This window comes from Xanthomonas campestris pv. badrii (assembly GCF_012848175.1).
In the GTDB taxonomy this organism is placed as follows: domain Bacteria; phylum Pseudomonadota; class Gammaproteobacteria; order Xanthomonadales; family Xanthomonadaceae; genus Xanthomonas; species Xanthomonas campestris_C.
Genome location: NZ_CP051651.1, coordinates 3,951,734 through 3,971,382 on the forward strand (window position 1 = coordinate 3,951,734; position 19,649 = coordinate 3,971,382).

The following is a 19,649-nucleotide window of genomic DNA, read 5'->3' on the forward strand; positions in this document are numbered from 1 at the left end:
CGTGACACCTCCGCGCCGCCAGCGTCCGGAGAACTGCCATGCATCACCAGCCGCTGGACGTTTCCAGCCTGCACCTCGTGACCCCCGTGCTGCTCAAACAGGGCACGCGGCTGCTCGAACCGGACGTCTACCGCACCCACCTGGATGGGCAACTGGCGGTGGTCAAGGACTACACGCGTTATCGCCGCACCCTGCTGGCGCCGATCGCGCGGCTGATGGTGCGCCACGAAGCCGGCATGCTGCGCCGGCTGCACGGGTGGCGGCATGCGCCCGCGTTGCTCGGCACCCTGGGCGGTTTGGCGCTGGGCATGGAGTTCATCCCCGGCGACACGCTCAGCGCCAGCGCGGTGGTGGGCCAGGAAGTGTTTCAGCAGTTGCAGCAGGCGCTGCGTCGTCTGCACGGTTTCGGCATCACCCATAACGACCTGCATGGCACCAACGTGGTGGTCAGTGCCGGGGTCCCGGTCTTGATCGATTTCACCTCGGCGTGGCGGTTTCCGCGTTGGCTGCGGCACGGCCTGCTGGCCCGGCAGCTGCAGCGCAGCGACGTGGCCAATTTCCAGAAGATGCGCCAGCGCCTGGCCGGCATCGCACCCACCGCCGACGAAGCCGCGCGCAGCGCCGAACCGGGCTGGGTGCGCGGGATTCGCGGTGGGTGGAAGCGGCTGTATCGCCGTCTCAAGCGCGAGGCCTAGCCGTCGGAAGGCGGATTCGAGCCACGCACCGGCATTCCATCAAGGCAGCGTGCCGCTACGGCGTCGCCGCTGGCGCGCGATAGGCGATCAGGTGCGGCGCTTCGGCGATGAAGCGATCCAGCACACCGTCGGCGATCTTGACCGGCCCGCCGAAACGCGTGGCACCGGGAATCGAGGGGATCGCTGCAGCCCTGGCAGCGACTGCCGCGGCAGCGGCAAACAATGCCGGCGCCTCGGTGCTGCCACGGTTGGCGGCCTCAAGGCCGGCCGCGGTCTTCTGCAGCGCGCGGCCCCAGCCCTCCATCGCCTCCAGCCACGGGCGTGATTGTTCGGCAAAGCCGGCGTCGGCCACACCGTCGCGGATGAGTCGCGGGGCGGCGGCGATGTCATCGGCGGTGCGCGCCAACGTTGCAATCGCCTGGCTGCGCGCCGTGGCATCGCCCAGCGCGATGGCCTCGCGCACCTGGTCGAGCACGGCCTTCAGGCGCGGCGCCTGTTCCTGCCACGGCTGGCTGCCGAAGGTGGGCGCCAGGTGCTGGGTATCGAAGAAGGTCAGCAATGCGGCAGTGACACGCGCGTCGCCACCGGCCAGATCGCGCGCCGCCGCGTGCCAGGTGCGTTGCGCGTCGTAGCCTTTGTCGTTCCAGGCAAACGCGGTCAGCCCCATCACCGCCACGCGGCTGGGCACTTCCTGGTTCATCGGGTTGGACACGATGCCGGACAACTCGGCCGACAGGCCCGCTTCGCGGCGCGCATACGGCGCCATCAGCAAGCGGCCGGCCGAGGTTTCGAAATCGTTGACCGGGTAGTTGTCCCACAGCAGCGTCTTGCGGCCGAATGCCTTGGTGGCCGCGCGTGCATCGGGGATGGAAATGGCCGGCGGCACCACATCGGTGCCGGTCCACTGCACCACGATCTTCGGGTCCAGGTGCTTGCGCAGCGCTTCCTTGTACGGGCTCTCCCTGGCATCGAAATATTCGGTCGGCACCATGATCAGTTCCGAGGACGCGTCGTGGCGGGCGACCAGATCGGCCTGCACCAAGTTGAGCAGATGCGACTGCGCAATGCCCGCCGCCTGCGCGCCGGACGCACCGAAGGTGGTCTTGTCGCGCTCGCAGTTCCACTTGGTGTATTCGATATCGTCCAGCGCCACGTAGAAGCTGCGCACGCCCAGCGCGCGGAACGCATCGAACTTGCGCAGCAACGCCTTGGCATCGGCCGGGTCGGAGAAGCACACCGTGGGGCCCGGCGAGATCGCATAGACGAAATCGACGTGATTGCGTTTGGCGATGGCGGCCAGTTGGCCCAGCGCCTTCAAGGTCGCCTTCGGGTACGGCTCGCGCCAGCGGTCGCGCGCGTACGGGTCGTCCTTGGGGCTGTAGATGTAGGTATTGGCCTTGGTGCGCGCCAGGAAATCGATGTGCTTGCTGCGGTCGCTCATCGACCACGGCGCGCCGTAAAAGCCCTCGATCGTGCCGCGGATCGGCATGGCCGGGTAATCCTGGATCGTCAGCGTCGGAATAACCGGCCGCTCGACCAGCTGACGCAGCGTCTGAGCGGCATGGAACAGGCCATCGTCGTCGTGGCCCGCCAGTGTGATCAAGCCGCTGCCAAGCGCCGCGCTGGTCAACGTATAGCCTTCGGCATGGGTGTCCTGGGTGGCCTTGCTGCGTGCCAGCGCATCGCGCACCACGGCCGCATCGCCGGTGCCGAGCACGATGTGCAGGCGGTCCAGCGTGGCCGGCAGGCGGGTGGCGGTCGCAATCCTGGTCACACCCGCCGTCGTGAGAATGCTGCGCACCAATGCGACCGAGGCTGGGTCCGCGCCAGGCGCGACCACCAGCACCACCGAGCGGCCCAGCGTGAGCGTCGCGCCATCCAGCGCGATGGAGACAGGGGTCGGATAGATCGCCGGCTGGGTCACCGGATCGATCACCGCCTGCGCGAGTGCCGGGGCGGCCATGCCCAGCCCCACCAATACCGAAAGCAGGCGCACGCCGGGCCTGCTGTTGCGTGGCTTCATGTCGAACTCCGGTATTGGAATGGTATTACGCCCTAGAGTAGGCAAGTCGCGCTGCGGCGACAAGCGCTGCCACCCCATGCCGGATCCAGTTTCTTTCATGCGCTTTTATGCACGTGTCGGCTGCAGCCGCCCATCAAGGCGAGCTCGACCGATTCTTATTGCGGTATTGAAATGGTATGAGCTCAGCGATGCGGGCCCGGGACACGCCCTTGGGGGCCTGCATGCACGTCAGCCGCAGCAATGGAGGCACCGCAACGGGCGCAACGCACTGTCAGCAGTGCATCGCCGCCTACGTCTTGATCTGTCAACAGCGCACGCCTCTGCAGCACAGCGGCGCGAGGACCCACACGTCGCACGCCATTGGCAGCACTGCATCACTCCAGCGCATGGATCCGCAGGACGCTCTGGCGACCTACAACGCGTCGCTGTCCAGCTCACCGGTGCGGATGCGCACCACGCTGCCCAGGTCGTAGACGAACACCTTGCCGTCACCGATCTTGCCGGTACCGGCTGCCGCCACGATGGCTTCGACCACACGCTCGGCCTGGTCGTCGGTCACCGCCACTTCGATCTTCACCTTGGGCAGAAAATCGACCACGTACTCGGCGCCGCGATACAGCTCGGTGTGGCCCTTCTGGCGGCCGAAGCCCTTGACCTCGGTCACGGTGATGCCCGCCACCCCACAGCCGGCGAGCGCTTCGCGCACATCGTCGAGCTTGAACGGTTTGACGATGGCCATGATCATTTTCATTGGTACAGATCCCAGGGCATGACGGGCGCGCAGCATACCGTGGACGGGGGCAACACTCATCCATGCCGGCGACCATCACCGCGGACGACAGGCGAATGGGACTATCCTTACCGCCTGCCGACTGCCTTGCCGATGTCCCGCGTGTGGCGGCCTGCACTAGGCTTCCTACAGACCTGCGGAGACCACCATGATCGATTTCAACCAGCTCGACGACCTCGCCCGCCGCCTCAGCGACCTGGTGCCGCCGGGCCTGCGCCAATCGCGCGAAGAGCTGCAGAGCACCTTCAAGGGTGCCTTGCAGGCCGGCCTGGGCAAGCTGGACCTGGTCACCCGCGAAGAGTTCGACGTGCAGCGCGCGGTGCTGCTGCGCACGCGCGAAAAACTCGACGCGCTGGAGCAGGCGGTGGCCGCCCTGGAAGCACGCGCAACCGGCACACCGCCCAGTGCGGCCCCCGGTTCCGATACTCCCTGACCCGAGCCTTCCCCCATGAGTCTGGCGCTGGTGCACAGCCGTGCCCGCGTGGGGGTGCACGCGCCTGAGGTTCGGGTGGAGGTGCATCTGTCCGGCGGTCTTCCCTCCACCCAGATCGTGGGCCTGCCCGAAGCGGCGGTGCGCGAGTCGCGCGAGCGCGTACGTGCGGCGTTGCTCTGCGCGCAGTTCGAATTTCCGGCCCGGCGCATCACCATCAACCTGGCGCCTGCGGATCTGCCCAAGGAGGGCGGTCGTTTCGACATGCCGATCGCGCTTGGCATCCTGGCCGCCAGCGGGCAGATCGACCGCCAGGCATTGGCCGAGTATGAGTTTCTCGGCGAGCTGGCGTTGACCGGCGAGCTGCGCGGCGTCGACGGCGTGCTGCCGGCCGCCCTGGCCGCCGCACAGGCGGGGCGACGGCTGATCGTGCCGCTGAGCAATGGCGCCGAGGCGGCCATCGCCGGGCATGTCCAGGCCTTCACTGCGCGGACCCTGCTGGAGGTCTGCGCCGCCCTCAACGGCACCCAGCCGGCGCCTGCCGCGGAACTGGCAGGCGCCACGCTCGGCGCACGTGCGCTACCGGATATGGCCGACGTGCGCGGGCAACCGCATGCGCGCCGCGCGCTGGAGATCGCCGCCGCCGGAGGGCATCACCTGCTGCTGGTCGGCAGCCCCGGATGCGGCAAGACCTTGCTGGCCTCGCGCCTGCCCGGCCTGCTGCCGGACGCCAGCGAAGCCGAAGCACTGGAAACGGCTGCCATCACCTCGGTCAGCGGCCGTGGGCTGGATCTGGCCCGCTGGCGCCAGCGGCCCTACCGGTCCCCGCACCACACCGCCAGTGCGGTTGCCCTGGTCGGCGGCGGCACGCACCCGCGCCCCGGCGAGATTTCGCTGGCGCACAACGGCGTGCTGTTCCTGGACGAACTGCCCGAGTGGCAACGGCAGACCCTGGAAGTGCTGCGCGAGCCGCTGGAATCGGGACTGGTCACGATCTCGCGTGCGGCGCGCAGCGTGGATTTTCCGGCACGCTTCCAGTTGGTCGCAGCCATGAACCCCTGCCCGTGCGGCTGGGCGGGCGATGGCAGCGGCCGGTGCCGCTGCAGCAGCGACAGCATCCGCCGCTACCGCAGCCGCATTTCCGGGCCACTGCTGGACCGCATCGACCTGCATGTGGAAGTGCCGCGGCTGCCGGCGCAGGCGCTGCGTAGCGGCACCCCCGGTGAGGACAGCGCCAGCGTGCGTGCCCGCGTGGTCGCCGCGCGGCAGCGGCAGCTCGCGCGCGGCGCTCTTCCAAACGCACAGCTCGATCAGCCCGACACCGACCGCCACTGCCGGCTGCAAGGCGACGACCAGGTGCTGCTGGAACGCGCGATCGAGCACCTGCAGCTGTCCGCACGTTCGATGCACCGCATCCTGCGCGTGGCGCGCACCATCGCCGATCTCGACGACAGCGCGGACATCGCCACCCGCCATCTCACCGAAGCGATCGGCTACCGCAAGCTGGATCGCGCACTCGGCACCGCCAGCGCGGCGTAGCGCAGGGATGACTAGGGCGCGTCATCAATTGAGCAAGATGACCGAGGCAATCCAGTAGCTCGCTCCAAGGAAGTTGCAGGCGGTCTTGCCGTAGCGAGTCGCAATGGCGCGGTACTGCTTGGGTTTGGCAAAGACGTTCTCAATCAGATGTCGATCCTTGTACGGCACCCGGTCGTAGTCGCGCTGCACCTTGCGGGTCGGGCGGGAGGGGATGACGATCCGCGTCCCCTGCCGCCGCATCGGTTCGAGGACCCGTGCGCTGGCATCGTAGGCACGATCAGCACGCAGGGCGCCGGCCGACACGTGCGGCAACAAGACACCTTCACCTTCCAGATCCGACGCGTGGCCTGCGCTCAGATGAAACGCCACTGGATTGCCCAGCGCATCACGTGAAGCTGATGGCACCAAAGAAATATGTCTCAATAATTTTCATTAAACTTCTGGCGACATAATCCCGGCCGCCAGAGAAGGACGATCCTTCTGCATCAATTCTTCTGAAGCGGCGTTGTCATAATGTCGGATATAAAATTGACCACTAGCCCATCGACTGACTTCGCATTGGGCAACGGCCTGTCTGAAATTACGACAACATCCACCGAGACATCTTTCCCAACTGCAGTATAGTCTGCCCGGGTGACCTCTTTGTTTGATATGGAGAAGCCCTTCGAAAATAGATCCTCCAGTGATGGGAGTGCTTGTTTCCTCTGCGATCTTTACCATCATCTGCTGATCGGTCGCCATGGTGAAGTCCGTTGTTGCAACCTCCATAGCAAATGATCCGCAATCGTAAAATATCGATAGTCCGTTGAAAAGATCGCCACCTTTAACTCGAACCCCCTTTGGATGGCTGTCTAGCGCAGTACAGGGAAGGCCCGGAATTTTGTAAGAAGGGATTTTTAAGGCGCTCTCGTATCCCTCCTTGCGCGCAATATCCCTTATTGAAAAGAAAATATCCTGGAATTCTTTTTGGGAATATAGTGCTGTGCCAGATGCCCTTGTCGGCTGTGCGGCATCTCGTGAATAAGCTGTTGATGATCTTGGTTTTTCCTCGACCACATCTTGCGACAACCGGGGCTCCGTTCCACTCTGAACATTCTTTCAATTGGGAAATTTGGCGTTGCCACGCTTTGACTGCTTGCTGATGAAGAGAAAATTATGGCGGACACGACAATTATTGATTTATTCATAACCATCCTCCAGAGAGCGTGCAGTCTTCGGTAAAACTGGTGAAGCAAGGATCTTTGCCCACGCAATAATTACTTATTTTGGGGTCGATTGCCTGACTGATATCGCCACCCGCCATCTCACCGAAGCGATCGGTTACCGCAGCTGGATCGCGCACTCGGCACCGCCAGCGCCAGCGCGGCGTAGCGCGGCGGCGATTGCACCACCGGCTGCCGCGGTGGCCGCGCCCGGGGGCGCGTTCTGCACCGACAGCTTCGCGCGCGCGTGCCTGCTGCGATGATCGCCCCAGCCGATGCGCCATCGCAGGCAAGCCTTCGAGGCGTGCCCTGCGGTTCCATTCCACACCACACCGCCAAGCGCCACGCCGCAACATCCACTTCATGGCACTGCACGTACAACGTCAGCCTCTCCTTTGCACCGAGGTTGTCATGAGCCGACTCCCCGAGTTATCCACCGTGCCGTCGCTGGATCTGAATCGCTATCTGGGTACCTGGTACGAGATCGCGCGGCTACCGATCCGTTTCGAGGATGCGGACTGTACCGACGTGTCGGCGCATTACACGCTGCAGGACGACGGCACGGTGCGCGTGCATGTAATGACCCACTGAAAATCTGCTCAGGTGTTAGCCTTCAGAGGAGACATCGATGAGTGCAGTAATGGACGAAGAACAGATCAAGCGCTGGACGGCCCGGCGCAAGTCGGCGCTGGTGCTGGAGATCATCCAGGGGAAGACGACGGTGGCCTTGGCCAGCCGGCAGTTCGACCTGACGCCCAATGAGATCGAAGGCTGGGTCGAGGAAGGTAAGCGCGGCCTGGAGAACGCGCTGCGGGCCAAGCCCGAAGACGTGCGCGAGCAGTACGAACGCCAGCTCAAGGAGCTGCAGGAAGCCTACGGCGAAGCCATGCTGGAACTGCGTGCCCGAAAAAAATTGGCAGCCCTGCTGGGCAAGGACGAGAGCTGATGGCCTCGATCCAGCAGGGCCTGAAGGAGGACGGGTTCGACGTCTCGATGGTCAAGCTGTGCCGCTGGTTCGGTGTACCACGGCGCAGCGTGTACTACACGCCGCGCAAGGCAGCGCCGAAGGTGAAGCCAGAGCTGGCCGAACCGATCAAGGCCATGATCGAGGCCGAGCCGTCGTTCGGGTATCGGACGGTGGCTGGGCTACTGCGGATGAACAAGAACACGGTGCAGCGGATCTTTCAGATCAAGGGCTGGCAGGTGCGCAAGCGGGCCGTGGGCAAGCGACCGCGGATCGAGGCCTTGCCCTCGGTGGCCAGCGCACCGAACCAACGCTGGGCCACCGACCTGTGTCGGATCTGGGGCGGTAAGGACGGCTGGCTGAGCCTGGCCCTGGTGATCGATTGCCATACCCGGCAATTGCTGGGCTGGCAGCTCTCGCGCACGGGCAGGGCCAGCACCGCCGTGGCGGCCTTGGAGCAAGCACTGATCACCCGCTTCGGCACGCTGGGCAAGGTCAAGGAGCCGTTCCTGCTGCGCTCGGACAATGGCCTGGTCTTCACCAGCCGCGACTACACCCGCCTGGTCGCTGGCTACGGCATGAAGCAGGAGTTCATCACGCCACACTGTCCCCAGCAGAACGGGATGGTCGAGCGCGTCATACGCACGCTCAAGGAACAGTGCGTCCATCGGCACCGGTTCGAGAGCTTGGCCCACGCCTTGCGCGTCATCAGCGACTGGATTGGGTTCTACAACCGGCAGCGCCCGCATCAGGCACTGAACATGATGACGCCTGACCAAGCCTATGCCGCTACATTAACCACCTGACCTGTGCAGAAACCGGTGGGTCATTACATGCAGAACCGCTGCCTGACCGTGGAAGGGGAGCTGGAGGAAGCCATCGGCCAGGCGCGTCCTATCGACGACACCCACGGCCGTCTGGAAGTGACCTTTCTGCCCGAAGGGCTGCGCTGGATTCCCTTCACCAAGGGCGACTACTGGGTGATGCGCATCGACGCCGACTACACCGCAGCCCTGGTTGGCAGCCCCGATCGCAACTACCTGTGGCTGCTGGCGCGGCTGCCACAGCTGGACGAAGACATCACCCAGGCCTACCTGGCGCATGCACGCGAACAGGGCTTCGATCTGGCGCCATTGATCCACACCCCGCACACCGGGCGGCTGACCGAACAGCCATTGCCCTGAACCCTGCGGCGTTGCCATTGCGTGATGGCCGCGGGCGACCACTGCGGGGTGCCGACCGGCACGCACTTCCAGCGGCAACCCGCGGCCGGCCACGCATCAGCGCCAGTTACCCGTTGAGCGTGCCCAGATCCTTGGCGGCGGCCTGCGCGCCTTCCAGGCTGTCGAACGCCACGCCGGTGTCGCCGACCACGTACTTGATCAGTTCGCCGTCGCGCGTGGTTTCCTGCATCTTGAAGATCGGCACTGCATCGGTGCCGCCGACACGTTCTTTCTGCGTTGTCATGGATGAGTCCTCCAGTGAGAGCGCCTTGCCGCGGATCGGCTGGCCCTGCGGCCCGCATGGGCGAGCGCAGACGCAACGACCGTAGCGCGCCCGCGCGTGCAGGCGCGTGAATCCCTCGCAGCGCGGCAGTTCGCACAGCGCATCGGGTCCGCTCGGCAGAAAATCACATCCACTTCGCTACGCGGACGCGCGCAATACACGCGTGTGTCGTACATTCGCGACGTGCAGCCTCATCCGTCCCCATCTGTGGTCCACATCACGTCGTTGCGGCGCGCCCGTTGGCGCGGCAACGCGGCCGTGGCGCACGCCTGGATGCTGCCGCAGCGTCCACCCCGCATCGGGCCGCACGCGTGATCTGGCCCTCATGCCGATGCGGGTGGTGACGTGAAGCGCCAACGCATCATCAGCTTGACCGTGCTGTTGGTGGCGGTGTGCGCAACGCTCCCGATCGGTCTGTCGTACTACCTGGCCTGGCGGCTGGCGCTGTCGCGTGAGGAAGGCAGGCTCAGCCAGCTGGCGGCGCTGTCGATCCGGCGTACCGAAACCGCCTTCGACGAAGCCCATGGGGCCTTGCTGAGCATGGCCGCCTCCCGGCTGACGCCCTGCTCGCCCGCCCACCTGGCGCAGATGCGCGCGTTGGTGCTGACCAGCCAGTACATCGTCGAGCTGGGGCATTTCCGGCAAGGGCGGTTGCGCTGCACCTCTTGGGGACTATTGCCTGCCAGCATTCCGCAGCGCCGCGCGGATTTCGTGGTCAAGCGCGGCATTGCAGTCACCACGCGGCTGCTGCCGCTGGCCAATCCGCAACATCCGCTGATGGCGCTGCAGCTGGACAACTACAACGTCCTGATCAATCCGAACACGCTGGCCGACATCAATCTCCCGCCCGGCCTGCAGCTGGCGATCGGCACCCCGGACGGGCACCTGCTCAGCAGCACCGGCACCGCAGCCGAACGGTTGCTGTTGGCGCCACCGGCCGACGATGCCACCCGCATGCCCGGGCAGGCGCACGCGCAGGTGCTGTCCGGCAGGGGACGCCGGGGCGACTGGGCTGCGGTGGTCACCGAACCGGCCGCTTACCTGCGCGGGCCGCTGGCCGCCGCGCGGCTGCAGGTGGTGCCGGTCGGCATTGCGCTGGCCGTGCTGCTGGTCGGCCTGGTGCTGTGGGTCTCGCGGCGACGCTTGTCGCCGCTGGCGCGGCTGGAGATCGCGGTGCAGCGTGGCGAATTCGTCGTGCATTACCAACCGATCATCGCCCTGGACAGCGGCCGCTGCGTAGGCGCCGAGGCCCTGGTGCGCTGGCAGCAGCCCGATGGCGTGCTGGTGCCGCCGGACGCCTTCATTCCGCTGGCCGAAGAGAGCGGCCTGATCCTGCCGATCACCGATCTGGTGGTGGCCGAAGTCATCCGCGATCTCGGCCCCACCCTGGCCGCCGAACCGTCGCTGCATGTGGCCATCAACGTCTCGGCCGGGGACATCAAGAGCGGCCGCGTGCAGTCGGTGCTGGCCGACGCGCTGCGGGGTACCGGCGTGGACAGCGGGCAGGTCTGGGTGGAGGCGACCGAACGCAGCCTGATGGACATCGATGCCGCGCGCACCACCATCACGCATCTGCGTGGCGCCGGCCACACCGTCTCCATCGACGACTTCGGCACCGGCTATTCCAGCCTGCAGTATCTGCAAGGCCTGCCGCTGGATGCCTTGAAGATCGACAAATCGTTCGTGGACACCATCGGCACGCACTCGGCCACCAGCTCGGTCACCGCGCACATCATCGAAATGGCCAAGACGCTGCAGCTGCGCACCATCGCCGAAGGGGTCGAGCGCCAGGAACAGCTGGATTACCTGCGCGCGCACGGCGTGGACCTGGCGCAGGGCTGGCTGTTCTCGCGCGCGCTGCCGGCCATCGGCTTCATCGCCTATCAGGCACAGGCGCGAAGGTCGGCGCGCTGAGTCATGCGATTGCCACCTTGCCGCCTGGCCTTGTGGCCATTGGCCATGGGCCGCTGGTGATTTGTCAGTGGGGATTTGTGATTGGCGCGCCGCATGGACCATGCGCATGCCGCGTCCTGCGTACTGGCAACCGCAGTTCGGCGCCGTCAGCAAACGCCCCACACGCCAGCAGTGCGTACACGCTCCAGCCCAAGAAAAAAGCCGCCAGTGGTGGCGGCCTGTTTCGTTGGATCACGCGCCCTGCAGCGCTGCGCTGCGCTCGCGCACCGGCTTGGGCCGGCTCGGGAACGCGTGCCGCACGATCCGCCACATCACCTGCCCGAACTGCCGCGGCAGCGAGCCGGTGTTGTAGTGCTGGCCGTAGCGCGCACAGATCTGCTTCACTTCGACCGCGATCTGCGCATACCGGTTGGCCGGCAGGTCCGGATAGAAGTGGTGTTCGATCTGGTGGCTCAGATTGCCCGACAGCACGTTCATCAGCTTGCCGCCGGTCAGATTCGACGAGCCGCGCAACTGGCGCAGATACCAGTGGCCGCGCGATTCGTTGCGGATCGATTCCTTCGGAAACACTTCCGCGTCGGCGGTGAAATGACCGCAGAAGATGATCACGAAGGTCCAGATGCTGCGCAGCACGTTGGCGGCCAGGTTGCCCAGCAGCACGGTCAGGAAGAACGGACCGGCCAGCGCCGGGAACACGATGTAGTCCTTGAGCATCTGGCGGCCCATCTTGCGGCCGACCGGCAGGAACGAAGCGCGCAATTCGGCGGTCTTCATCTTGCCGGCGAACCAGCGGCCCAGGCGCAGGTCCTGGATGGCCACGCCCCACTCGAACAGCAGCGCGAACACCACTGCAATGAAGGGCTGCATCAGGTAGAACGGGCGCCAGCGCTGCTCGGGGAAGATGCGCAACAGGCCGTAGCCGATGTCGTCGTCCATGCCGCGCACGTTGGTGTAGGTGTGGTGCTTGAAGTTGTGCGTCTTGCGCCAGTTGTCGCCAGTGGCAACGATGTCCCACTCGTAGGTATTGCCGTTGAGCTGCGGATCGCCCATCCAGTCGTACTGGCCGTGCATGACGTTGTGGCCCAGCTCCATGTTCTCCAGGATCTTGGACAGCGTCAGCAGCAGCACGCCGGCGATCCAGGCCGGAACCAGCACGCTGTGCACGAAGGCGCCCAGGAACAGCAGCGCGCGGCCGGACACGCCGGTCCAGCGCACGGCCGCCACGATGCGGCGGATGTAGCGTGCATCGTCGGCACCTACCTGCTTCAGCACGCGGGCGCGGATGGCATCGAGCTCGTCGCCGAAGGATTGCAGCTCGGCGGCAGACAGGGCGCGGTTATGGACTCGGCTCATGCAGGTTCCTTACAGATCCAGGATCAGGTCGGTGCTCGGGGCACTGATGCACAGGCGGACCTGTGCGGTGGGTTCGTTGCTGCGCTCGCCGGTCAGCAGGTGGCGCGTGGTGCCGGCCTGGCGCGCGCAGGCGCAGCTATTGCAGATGCCCATGCGGCAGCCGTGTTTTGGCCGCAAGCCCTGGGCTTCCAGCCCTTCCAGCAGCGACTGGCCGCGCGACAGGCTCAGCGTACGGCCGCTGCGTGACAGCTGGACCTGCACCTGCCCGGCCTCGGCCTCGTCCAGCGCCGGCACGCTGAAGGCCTCGGCCTGGAACGCCGCCACGCGGCCCTCCAGGCGTGCACGTGCGGCCTGCACGAAGCCGCCCGGGCCGCAGGCCATCACATGGCGCTGGTCCAGCGCGGGAATCTGCTCCAGCGGATAGTTGTCCACGCGCGCAGCCGGTGCCTGGCCCTGGCGAGTGGTGAGAAGTCGCACGCGCAGGCGCGGATGTGCCGCAGCCATCGCCTCGAACTCATCCATGAAGCAGGCTTCGTCGCGCTGGCGCACCCAGTACAGCAGGTCCACGTCCACCGGCATGCCGGCCTGTGCGGCGGCCTGCAGCAACGCCCGCATCGGGGTGATGCCCGAGCCGGCGGCCAGCAACAGCAACGGGGTGGGGGTGGCCGGCAGCAGCATGTCGCCAAATGCGGGGTCCAGCGACACCACCGTGCCCAGCGCGGCGGCGTGCGCCAGATAGCGGCTCACCAGCCCGCCTTCGATCGTCTTGACCGTGATCGCCAGATGGCCGTTGTCCAGCACCGTCGGGCTGTAGCTGCGCAGCAGGCGGCGGCCATCGATCTCCACACCCAGGCTGACGTGCTGGCCGGCCTGCAGGCCCTGCCAGTGGCCGTTGGGCTGCAAGACCAGGGTCACCGCATCGCGACTGGCCGCGCTGCGTTCGACCAGGCGCGCCATCGGCCGCTCCAGCGTCCACAACGGGTTGATCCGGGTTGCCCAGAAGTCGAACAACTGCGGCGACACCAAGCGGCGCGCCAGCCGTGCGGGCAGCGGGGACTTGGACTTGGGAGTGGGTGCCAGGCTCATGGAGGGCACTATACGCGTGCATGCACAGCCGTGTATACACTTGTATATTGAAGGAAGGGGCTATGATTCAGGCCCACGCCCGGCTGTTGCCCATGACCTCCATCGCCCTGCCGTCCCACGACGCGCCGCCGTCACGCAAGCCGGCGATCTCACGCGAAGACCTGATTGCCGCGGCGCTGTCGCTGATCGGCCCGCACCGCAGCCTGTCCACGCTGAGCCTGCGCGAGGTCGCACGCGAGGCCGGCATCGCGCCGAACAGCTTCTATCGCCAGTTCCGCGACATGGACGAGCTCGCCGTGGCGCTGATCGATCTGGCCGGGCGCTCGCTGCGCACCATCATCGGCCAGGCCCGCCAGCGCGCCACCTCCACCGACCGCAGCGTCATCCGCGTTTCGGTCGAGACGTTCATGGAGCAACTGCGCGCCGACGACAAGCTGCTGCATGTGCTGCTGCGCGAAGGCGCGGTGGGTTCGGACGCGTTCAAGCAGGCAGTGGAGCGCGAGCTCACCTATTTCGAAGACGAGTTGCGCGTGGACCTGATCCGCCTTGCCGCCGCCGACAATGCCACCTTGCACGCGCCGGCGCTGGTGTCCAAGGCGATCACCCGCCTGGTGTTCGCGATGGGCGCGGTGGCGATGGACCTGCCGCCGGAGAAGGACCCGGAACTGATCGAGCAGATCTCGCAGATGCTGCGCATGATCCTGACCGGCGCGCGCACCCTGGGCACGCACGGCGGTTGACTGCTTGCCGGCGTCCGCGCGCTGCGGGCATCGGCATCGGCATCGGCGCATGGACCACGCCTCCACAGCGATTCCGAGCGCACCATGCAAACTTTCCGACGACTGCTCGCGACGCGCTATCGGCATGCCTCATCTGCGGTGCTTGAATCAGATCATCGCTGGATTCCACCACCTTATTCGATTCCATCAGCGCGTTGCAGCCGATACACAACTGCATCCTCTTTCGACCACCCGAAAGATAATCCGAAAAATGATTGCATGAAGCGCTTGCGCAATGAAAAAGACGCAGGTGATGTTCGCGCCCTCAGCAGGGACGCCTGCACTTTCACCGAATCGACCTCATGCTCCTGCTCCATTCCGCCACATTCAATCGACTGCCCAGCGCACACCGCGCGGCATCGTGTGTGCGCACGAAGAAAGCAGACGTGCGCATCTGCCTATTCGACTGATGTCCTGACAAGGAGATCGGTCACCCGATCTCCGAGGCACGCGAATGCCCTCGGATGCTGCATCCGGGGGCGTTTTTCGTTGTGCATTCGCTTCACATCGTGTGGATGACCTTCCAGGCACCCGGGCATGGATTGCCCGACAACATAGACGTTGCACGCGGCCAGGCGCGAAAGCGCTGTGCCCAGGTGTCGGGCACGGGTAGCGTGTGGTCATGCACAGACAAGAGTACCGTTTGAATAGAACGGTGATCAGAAACACTGCAAAGGACATTCAGCGGCCTGGAGTTTATTCCAGCCGGTGCGCGCGACCGTGCCCTGCGCCAGGTGGTGTGCATCAAGGGATAGAACGGGGCCGCGCAAGCCGCCCTTCGTTGTTCCAACTCCACACAGCAACCTCATCCGCACACGCATTGCATGGTTCAGTCATGTGGTGATGTCACTCACGTCCACGCACGCGCGTTTCACTCCTGCAACGCCATGGTGGCGCCACATTCGCGGCCCTGCACCGTCAGGACGCGTCCTTGAGCAACCCGGAGGCGACATGACCAGTTACGACAAGCAGGAACGCAAGGCAGAAGCGCACGACCTCAACCGTGACCCGTTTTCCGGCACCCCCGGCGCACACCCCGTCGGTGTCGGCGTCGGCGGCGTCGCGGGCGGCGCGGCAGCGGGCGCGCTTGCGGGCACGGTATTCGGTCCCCTGGGCACACTGATCGGAGCTGCGGCGGGCGTGGTGGCTGGCGCTGCAGCGGGCAAGGGCGTCGCCGAACGCCTGGACCCGACCGTCGAAACCGAATACTGGCGCCAGGAGCATCGCAACCGTCCGTACTACAAGGAAGGTACCGATTACGATCGCGACTATGCCACCGTCTACGGGTTCGGCCTGCAGGCTCGCGAAACCCGCCCCACCAGCACCTGGGAAGAAACCGAAGCCACGTTGGCAGGCGAGTGGCCGCGCAATCGTGGTCAGTCGCGCCTGGAATGGGACGAGGCCCGCCTGGCCGCACGCGATGCCTGGGAGCGCGCCGATCGCACGCACAGTGTGTACCGCGATGGCGACACCCACTATGCGGGCCGCTTCGATAGCGCCAGCTATCGCGACCCCGAGTATTCGTACGATGACTACCGTCCGGCGTACCGTTACGGCATGCAGGCGCGCCAACAGCATGTCGGCCGCCAGTGGGACGATCATCTGGAACGCGATCTGGGCGATGGCTGGGACCGCTTCAAGTCCAATTCGCGCCTGAGCTGGGAGAAGGCTAAGCATGCAGTGCGCGAGGCGTTCGATTCGGACCGTCATGATGATGCAGCGCGCCGCAATCCGACCGACCCGCGCGTGTAAGACAGCGCCGTACACCGCTGGCATCAGGCCGGCGCAACAACAACGGGCCCGGTGGGCCCGTTGTTTTGTGTCTCTGCATACAACGACCCGACGCGAAGAGGAAGGCAGCAGCTGCCATCAGCAGTGCCTCGATGCACCCAAGTGAAACCACCGCACGCGCAGCGTGGACGTGAAAGAGCCTGACCACCATGCATGTACAGCGGCACGTCGCGCTACGCAGGGCGACGTAGGCGTAGCCGCCCCCAACGCGATCGGATGCGTCGCCTGTGTGCGGGTCGATCGCTCAAGAGTCGTCGTCAGCCAGATTGGCTTGCACGAAAGATCGGCCAGGCCGCAATACGCACTTACAGATTCAGTCGGGCGATGCTTCCACTGCGCGGATATCGCCTCGAAATGCGAGCGCATCCGGTCCCGATGAGGCCGTTGTCTTGTCCTGCTGCTGCAGCATCTGCTTGCGTGCTGCCACCACTTCCTTGGCCAGCGCAATGCGGCGCCCCACCACCATCTCGGTCAACCAATCGATCAAGGCGCGGGTGTACTGCTGCTGATGTTCCTTGGCACTGAGTGCATGGTCGGCACCAGCGATTACCCGCGATGTCAGCGAGCGCGCGTTGGTAAACGCGTTGGCATAGTTGCGCAACACCGGGTGCGGCACGATGACATCGTCCTGCGCTTCCACCAGCAACACGTCGCCGGTGTACGCCGCGCAGGCCGCCAGGGCGATGTTATCGCCAGGCGTCAGCACACGCTGTCGGTAGGCCATCAACTCCGGATCGGCATTGAGGCTCACCTTGGGCTGGTCCCATTGCGCATCCTTGTAGAGCGCAGGCGAGCGCAACGCCAGCCATTCCACCGGTCGTTCGCGCGTCAGCAAGGCGGAGAGGTAGCCGCCATAGCTCAGGCCGACCACCGCGATCGACTGCGGATCCACGTACGGCAGACCCGCCAATTGATCGTAGGCGGCAAGGATGTCCTGCAGGTTCTGCGCACGCGTCACCGTCTGCCGCATCGACGCATGGCCTTCGTGGCCGCGCAGATCGAAGGTGAGGCAGATACACCCCAGGCCGACCGCCTCACGTGCGCGCACCAGGTTGTGGTGTTGGCTGCCACCCCACCCGTGCACGAACAATACCGCCGGAATCCCGGTCGGCGTCAGCAAGGTGCCACTCAATGCGTCTTGATCGACAGCAATGTCGATACTGGAAAGTTTGGCTTCCATCAGTCGGCGACTATCCTCCGATATTTGAAGCGCGGCCCGGGGCCGGGCCGCATTGCACGGTAATACACTTGTGCATCGGCCGGCGGTTGGCCTTCGTAGATTTCGTGCGTGGACGCGTGAACCCAGTGCAGCGCAGGGTGCTGCTGAAACCTGGCAATTGCCGCCAGCTCGGCCGGTGTCGCACCGCCAATCCGCCAGGATTGCTCCAGCACACCGCAGACCTGCCCGGCATGCGCATCTGCACCACTCACCACATCATAGTTGCGGCGTGAGATGTGCAGCCCAGGATACGCGGCGGCGACCAGGCGGTCGTAGCGGCATGCCTGCTCCACCACGCGCCGGTGCAGGGGTGTCAGCGGCGTGGACAGCAGCGCTTCCAGCGATCCGCGATGCACATGCAGCGACGATCCACCATACACCTCATCGCCCTCGGCGTTACTTACGCTGCATTGGGTGCCGTGGTAGGCGATCTGGATGCCGGCCACGCAGAGTTCGCCCACGCTGTGCGTCAGCGGCTGCAGGATATTGCGCTCCAGCACTGCACCGTGGGTCTGCAGATACGCACCGGGCAAGGTACCCAGCACCTGCAACAACTGCGCAGTGTCGGCGATCCGCCATTGCCCGCTGCCGCCCACGCCGGTAGGCAGTTTCAGGCGGACACCGCCATCTGGCAGCAGGTGTGCCAGCGCCTGCACCGCGTCGGCCTGCGAGAACACCGTGTAGCCTGCCAAGGTGGCCGGAACCAGCGCATCGGCCAGTGCCTGGTCCCAACCGGCAACGCGTGCGGCGGCTGCGTTGACCAACGGGTGGCCAATCACCTTGGTGGCCACGAACGCATGCGGCACGATGCCGCCCAGCAGTCCGTCGACTTCACGCACGCCCAGCGCGCGTGCCTGCTCGGTGGTCAGGGTATCGTCGGGTACATGCAGCGTGCGGGGCCCGTTGCGCTGTTCCGGCGGCGTATCGCCTGCCAAGCCCGCATTGGGTACGCCCAGCAAACGCGCGATCTCACTGCACACCCAGGCATGCGTGGCACGTTCGTGCCCCCGCGCATCCACATCGCGCGTGGTGTGCCCCAGTACCTGCTCATAGCGCTGATCTGCCATCACCTCTCCCCTGGCGGCAAGGCCGCATGTCGGCGTTGGCAACAGTGCGACGCGAGCGCACCAGCGATGGTCGAGTCGGTCTGGATCGCTATTTCAAGGCCAGATAGAGGCCGAACACGATCAAGGCCACGACGATCAGACTGATGGCGACCCGTCCCCCGCGAAGTTCCAACAACGCATGCCACCAAACACGTGCTTCTGGTGTACCGCTGGCGTGATGCGGCTTCCGACCACTGCTTTCGCTGTCCTGCATCCTGTGCGCTCTCTCCATATCGTGGCTGCACACCTTAAGGATCAGACGTTACACAAGCGTGGAGCGGTTCAGAATCTTCCGTAAAATGCCGCGCTGCATCGGCATTCAGAGTGAATAGGTGTGTGCGCAGTAGCCTGCGTGATAGCGACTGAACACGTGCCGGCTCCGTCATCATTGCGGTGTGCGCGCTGAGCCGTGCACTTGCTTGACCATCGAGTGGAACTGCGTTTGCGCCTGGTGCGTACGTGCATGCATCGCGTGTAGACGCACGGAAGCAAACTGACCAATTAAGCGTGGATGCCCATAACAGTTGCGTTCGATGATCATTCGTTGACATACGCGTCGTTACCCTGCAGGTCAAGTTTGTTTACGCCGGAACGCACGCAATTATGAGCAGAGACCCATCCGTCATCGATGTACAGGCCGAAATCGCGCATTGGCAGGCGAGGCACGCGCAGGGCAACCTGGGTGCAGGCAAGTTCAGCGAATTGTCCCCGGTGGTGAAGATGGCCTGCGATATCTATCTGCAGGCGCCGCGTTCGAGTGACCAGGAACGGCTACGTCTGTTCCGCGACCGCCTCGAGCACCATTTCATTTCGTCCAGCACGCAATCCAACTACGAACAGTTGGCGACCGACTGCTGGCAGCGCCTTGGCGCACGCAATAGTTGAGTCCGCATGTAGTACGCACCACCTGTTATTCATTGGAGATCGTCATGAAAACCCCGTATCAAGTGCAGCAGGAGCTGGAACGACTGGAGCGGCTGGTGCCGCACATCATCAGCGACCAGGGCGACCGCGCGGAGGAGATCCTTGGCTTCCATGTCGCCAGCCTGCTGGGCAGTGCGCCTGCCAGCGAGCACGCCACCATCCGCGAACGCACCGCGCGCATGGCGCGCCTGTGCCGCAGTGCGCAAGACGCGGTTCGCACACCGATCAGACCCATGGGGATTACTCCACTCGCCCAGCCGCAGTGGGCCTGACCGACGCATCACCGGAGCCGCATCGCGGCTCCTTTGCATTTCACCATCGGCTGCGC

General features: G+C 65.2%; 18 protein-coding genes and 3 pseudogenes. 12 read left to right on the top strand and 9 right to left on the bottom strand.

The features are described 5' to 3' along the window. Positions 1 to 38: 38 nt before the first annotated feature. A complete protein-coding gene (locus tag HG421_RS16755) occupies positions 39 to 695 on the top strand; it encodes an RIO1 family regulatory kinase/ATPase (RefSeq protein ID WP_169707348.1) in 657 nt (218 codons plus the stop codon). 55 nt (positions 696 to 750) lie between these two features. On the opposite strand, the gene HG421_RS16760 is transcribed toward HG421_RS16755, so the two are convergent. Next, positions 751 to 2,718, bottom strand: coding sequence for a beta-N-acetylglucosaminidase domain-containing protein (locus tag HG421_RS16760; RefSeq protein WP_169707349.1), 1,968 nt, complete (start codon positions 2,716 to 2,718; stop codon positions 751 to 753). Between the two features lie 412 nt (positions 2,719 to 3,130). Next, entirely contained in the window at positions 3,131 to 3,505 is a 375-nt protein-coding gene (locus HG421_RS16765; RefSeq protein ID WP_275655074.1) for a P-II family nitrogen regulator, read from the bottom strand. 151 nt (positions 3,506 to 3,656) lie between these two features. On the opposite strand from HG421_RS16765, the gene ubiK reads away from it, so the two are divergent. Further along, positions 3,657 to 3,941: a ubiquinone biosynthesis accessory factor UbiK gene (gene ubiK, locus HG421_RS16770; protein ID WP_029221490.1), complete on the top strand. Its 285-nt coding sequence runs from the start codon at positions 3,657 to 3,659 to the stop codon at positions 3,939 to 3,941. Between the two features lie 15 nt (positions 3,942 to 3,956). Further along, positions 3,957 to 5,477 carry a YifB family Mg chelatase-like AAA ATPase gene (locus HG421_RS16775; protein ID WP_169707350.1) on the top strand — a complete coding sequence of 507 codons (1,521 nt, stop codon included), beginning with the start codon at positions 3,957 to 3,959 and terminating at the stop codon, positions 5,475 to 5,477. A 24-nt stretch (positions 5,478 to 5,501) separates the two neighbouring features. Here the strand turns inward: HG421_RS16775 and HG421_RS16780 are convergent. Both HG421_RS16780 and HG421_RS16785 read right to left on the bottom strand, forming a co-directional pair. Beyond that, positions 5,502 to 5,864: pseudogene (locus HG421_RS16780) on the bottom strand (transposase); the annotation flags it as partial. Positions 5,865 to 5,909: 45 nt separating this feature from the next. Next, a complete protein-coding gene (locus HG421_RS16785; protein ID WP_169707351.1) occupies positions 5,910 to 6,545 on the bottom strand; it encodes a hypothetical protein in 636 nt (211 codons plus the stop codon). A 545-nt stretch (positions 6,546 to 7,090) separates the two neighbouring features. Here HG421_RS16785 and HG421_RS16790 point away from each other — a divergent pair. The 4 genes and pseudogenes from HG421_RS16790 to HG421_RS16805 form a co-directional block, all read left to right on the top strand. Next, positions 7,091 to 7,252, top strand: a pseudogene (locus HG421_RS16790) (lipocalin family protein); the annotation flags it as partial. A gap of 55 nt (positions 7,253 to 7,307) precedes the next feature. Further along, positions 7,308 to 7,625: a DUF1153 domain-containing protein gene (locus HG421_RS16795; protein WP_169705294.1), complete on the top strand. Its 318-nt coding sequence runs from the start codon at positions 7,308 to 7,310 to the stop codon at positions 7,623 to 7,625. Continuing rightward, positions 7,625 to 8,449 carry an IS3 family transposase gene (locus HG421_RS16800; RefSeq protein ID WP_168968454.1) on the top strand — a complete coding sequence of 275 codons (825 nt, stop codon included), beginning with the start codon at positions 7,625 to 7,627 and terminating at the stop codon, positions 8,447 to 8,449. The genes HG421_RS16795 and HG421_RS16800 overlap by 1 nt, the downstream gene beginning before the upstream one ends. 27 nt (positions 8,450 to 8,476) lie before the next feature. Beyond that, a pseudogene (locus tag HG421_RS16805) lies at positions 8,477 to 8,827 on the top strand (lipocalin family protein); the annotation flags it as partial. A gap of 106 nt (positions 8,828 to 8,933) precedes the next feature. Here the strand turns inward: HG421_RS16805 and HG421_RS16810 are convergent. Then, entirely contained in the window at positions 8,934 to 9,110 is a 177-nt protein-coding gene (locus HG421_RS16810; protein ID WP_064507700.1) for a hypothetical protein, read from the bottom strand. Between the two features lie 384 nt (positions 9,111 to 9,494). Between HG421_RS16810 and HG421_RS16815 the strand changes: the two genes are divergently transcribed. Next, the gene (locus tag HG421_RS16815; RefSeq protein WP_169707352.1) at positions 9,495 to 11,063 is read left to right on the top strand and encodes an EAL domain-containing protein; all 1,569 of its coding nucleotides are present in this window, start codon (positions 9,495 to 9,497) and stop codon (positions 11,061 to 11,063) included. 231 nt (positions 11,064 to 11,294) lie between these two features. Here the strand turns inward: HG421_RS16815 and HG421_RS16820 are convergent, their stop codons facing one another. Together HG421_RS16820 and HG421_RS16825 are read right to left on the bottom strand one after the other, a co-directional pair. Continuing rightward, positions 11,295 to 12,416: a fatty acid desaturase family protein gene (locus HG421_RS16820; RefSeq protein ID WP_169707353.1), complete on the bottom strand. Its 1,122-nt coding sequence runs from the start codon at positions 12,414 to 12,416 to the stop codon at positions 11,295 to 11,297. A gap of 9 nt (positions 12,417 to 12,425) precedes the next feature. Then, the gene (locus HG421_RS16825; RefSeq protein ID WP_169707354.1) at positions 12,426 to 13,502 is read right to left on the bottom strand and encodes a ferredoxin reductase; all 1,077 of its coding nucleotides are present in this window, start codon (positions 13,500 to 13,502) and stop codon (positions 12,426 to 12,428) included. A 92-nt stretch (positions 13,503 to 13,594) separates the two neighbouring features. Between HG421_RS16825 and fabR the strand changes: the two genes are divergently transcribed. Next, positions 13,595 to 14,242 (top strand): HTH-type transcriptional repressor FabR, encoded by a 648-nt coding sequence (gene fabR / locus HG421_RS16830; protein ID WP_104587658.1) that lies wholly within the window; start codon positions 13,595 to 13,597, stop codon positions 14,240 to 14,242. Positions 14,243 to 15,232: 990 nt separating this feature from the next. Continuing rightward, a complete protein-coding gene (locus HG421_RS16835; protein WP_169707355.1) occupies positions 15,233 to 16,033 on the top strand; it encodes a hypothetical protein in 801 nt (266 codons plus the stop codon). Positions 16,034 to 16,385: 352 nt separating this feature from the next. Here HG421_RS16835 and HG421_RS16840 read toward each other — a convergent pair whose 3' ends face one another. After that, positions 16,386 to 17,252: an alpha/beta hydrolase family protein gene (locus tag HG421_RS16840; RefSeq protein ID WP_169707356.1), complete on the bottom strand. Its 867-nt coding sequence runs from the start codon at positions 17,250 to 17,252 to the stop codon at positions 16,386 to 16,388. Then, positions 17,252 to 18,358, bottom strand: coding sequence for a DUF3182 family protein (locus tag HG421_RS16845; RefSeq protein WP_169707357.1), 1,107 nt, complete (start codon positions 18,356 to 18,358; stop codon positions 17,252 to 17,254). The genes HG421_RS16840 and HG421_RS16845 overlap by 1 nt, the downstream gene beginning before the upstream one ends. A gap of 642 nt (positions 18,359 to 19,000) precedes the next feature. Between HG421_RS16845 and HG421_RS16850 the strand changes: the two genes are divergently transcribed. Together HG421_RS16850 and HG421_RS16855 are read left to right on the top strand one after the other, a co-directional pair. After that, a complete protein-coding gene (locus HG421_RS16850; RefSeq protein ID WP_003486531.1) occupies positions 19,001 to 19,282 on the top strand; it encodes a hypothetical protein in 282 nt (93 codons plus the stop codon). A gap of 44 nt (positions 19,283 to 19,326) precedes the next feature. Further along, the gene (locus tag HG421_RS16855; protein ID WP_169707358.1) at positions 19,327 to 19,593 is read left to right on the top strand and encodes a hypothetical protein; all 267 of its coding nucleotides are present in this window, start codon (positions 19,327 to 19,329) and stop codon (positions 19,591 to 19,593) included. Positions 19,594 to 19,649: the final 56 nt, after the last annotated feature.

Excerpts from the sequence above, each read along its gene's own strand:
- HG421_RS16755 (WP_169707348.1), top strand. The coding sequence starts at position 39 with ATGCATCACCAGCCGCTGGACGTTTCCAGCCTGCACCTCGTGACCCCC.
- HG421_RS16760 (WP_169707349.1), bottom strand. The coding sequence starts at position 2,718 with ATGAAGCCACGCAACAGCAGGCCCGGCGTGCGCCTGCTTTCGGTATTG.
- HG421_RS16765 (WP_275655074.1), bottom strand. The coding sequence starts at position 3,505 with ATGCTGCGCGCCCGTCATGCCCTGGGATCTGTACCAATGAAAATGATC.
- ubiK (WP_029221490.1), top strand. The coding sequence starts at position 3,657 with ATGATCGATTTCAACCAGCTCGACGACCTCGCCCGCCGCCTCAGCGAC.
- HG421_RS16775 (WP_169707350.1), top strand. The coding sequence starts at position 3,957 with ATGAGTCTGGCGCTGGTGCACAGCCGTGCCCGCGTGGGGGTGCACGCG.
- HG421_RS16795 (WP_169705294.1), top strand. The coding sequence starts at position 7,308 with ATGAGTGCAGTAATGGACGAAGAACAGATCAAGCGCTGGACGGCCCGG.
- HG421_RS16800 (WP_168968454.1), top strand. The coding sequence starts at position 7,625 with ATGGCCTCGATCCAGCAGGGCCTGAAGGAGGACGGGTTCGACGTCTCG.
- HG421_RS16810 (WP_064507700.1), bottom strand. The coding sequence starts at position 9,110 with ATGACAACGCAGAAAGAACGTGTCGGCGGCACCGATGCAGTGCCGATC.
- HG421_RS16820 (WP_169707353.1), bottom strand. The coding sequence starts at position 12,416 with ATGAGCCGAGTCCATAACCGCGCCCTGTCTGCCGCCGAGCTGCAATCC.
- HG421_RS16825 (WP_169707354.1), bottom strand. The coding sequence starts at position 13,502 with ATGAGCCTGGCACCCACTCCCAAGTCCAAGTCCCCGCTGCCCGCACGG.
- fabR (WP_104587658.1), top strand. The coding sequence starts at position 13,595 with ATGACCTCCATCGCCCTGCCGTCCCACGACGCGCCGCCGTCACGCAAG.
- HG421_RS16835 (WP_169707355.1), top strand. The coding sequence starts at position 15,233 with ATGACCAGTTACGACAAGCAGGAACGCAAGGCAGAAGCGCACGACCTC.
- HG421_RS16840 (WP_169707356.1), bottom strand. The coding sequence starts at position 17,252 with ATGGAAGCCAAACTTTCCAGTATCGACATTGCTGTCGATCAAGACGCA.
- HG421_RS16845 (WP_169707357.1), bottom strand. The coding sequence starts at position 18,358 with ATGGCAGATCAGCGCTATGAGCAGGTACTGGGGCACACCACGCGCGAT.
- HG421_RS16850 (WP_003486531.1), top strand. The coding sequence starts at position 19,001 with ATGAGCAGAGACCCATCCGTCATCGATGTACAGGCCGAAATCGCGCAT.
- HG421_RS16855 (WP_169707358.1), top strand. The coding sequence starts at position 19,327 with ATGAAAACCCCGTATCAAGTGCAGCAGGAGCTGGAACGACTGGAGCGG.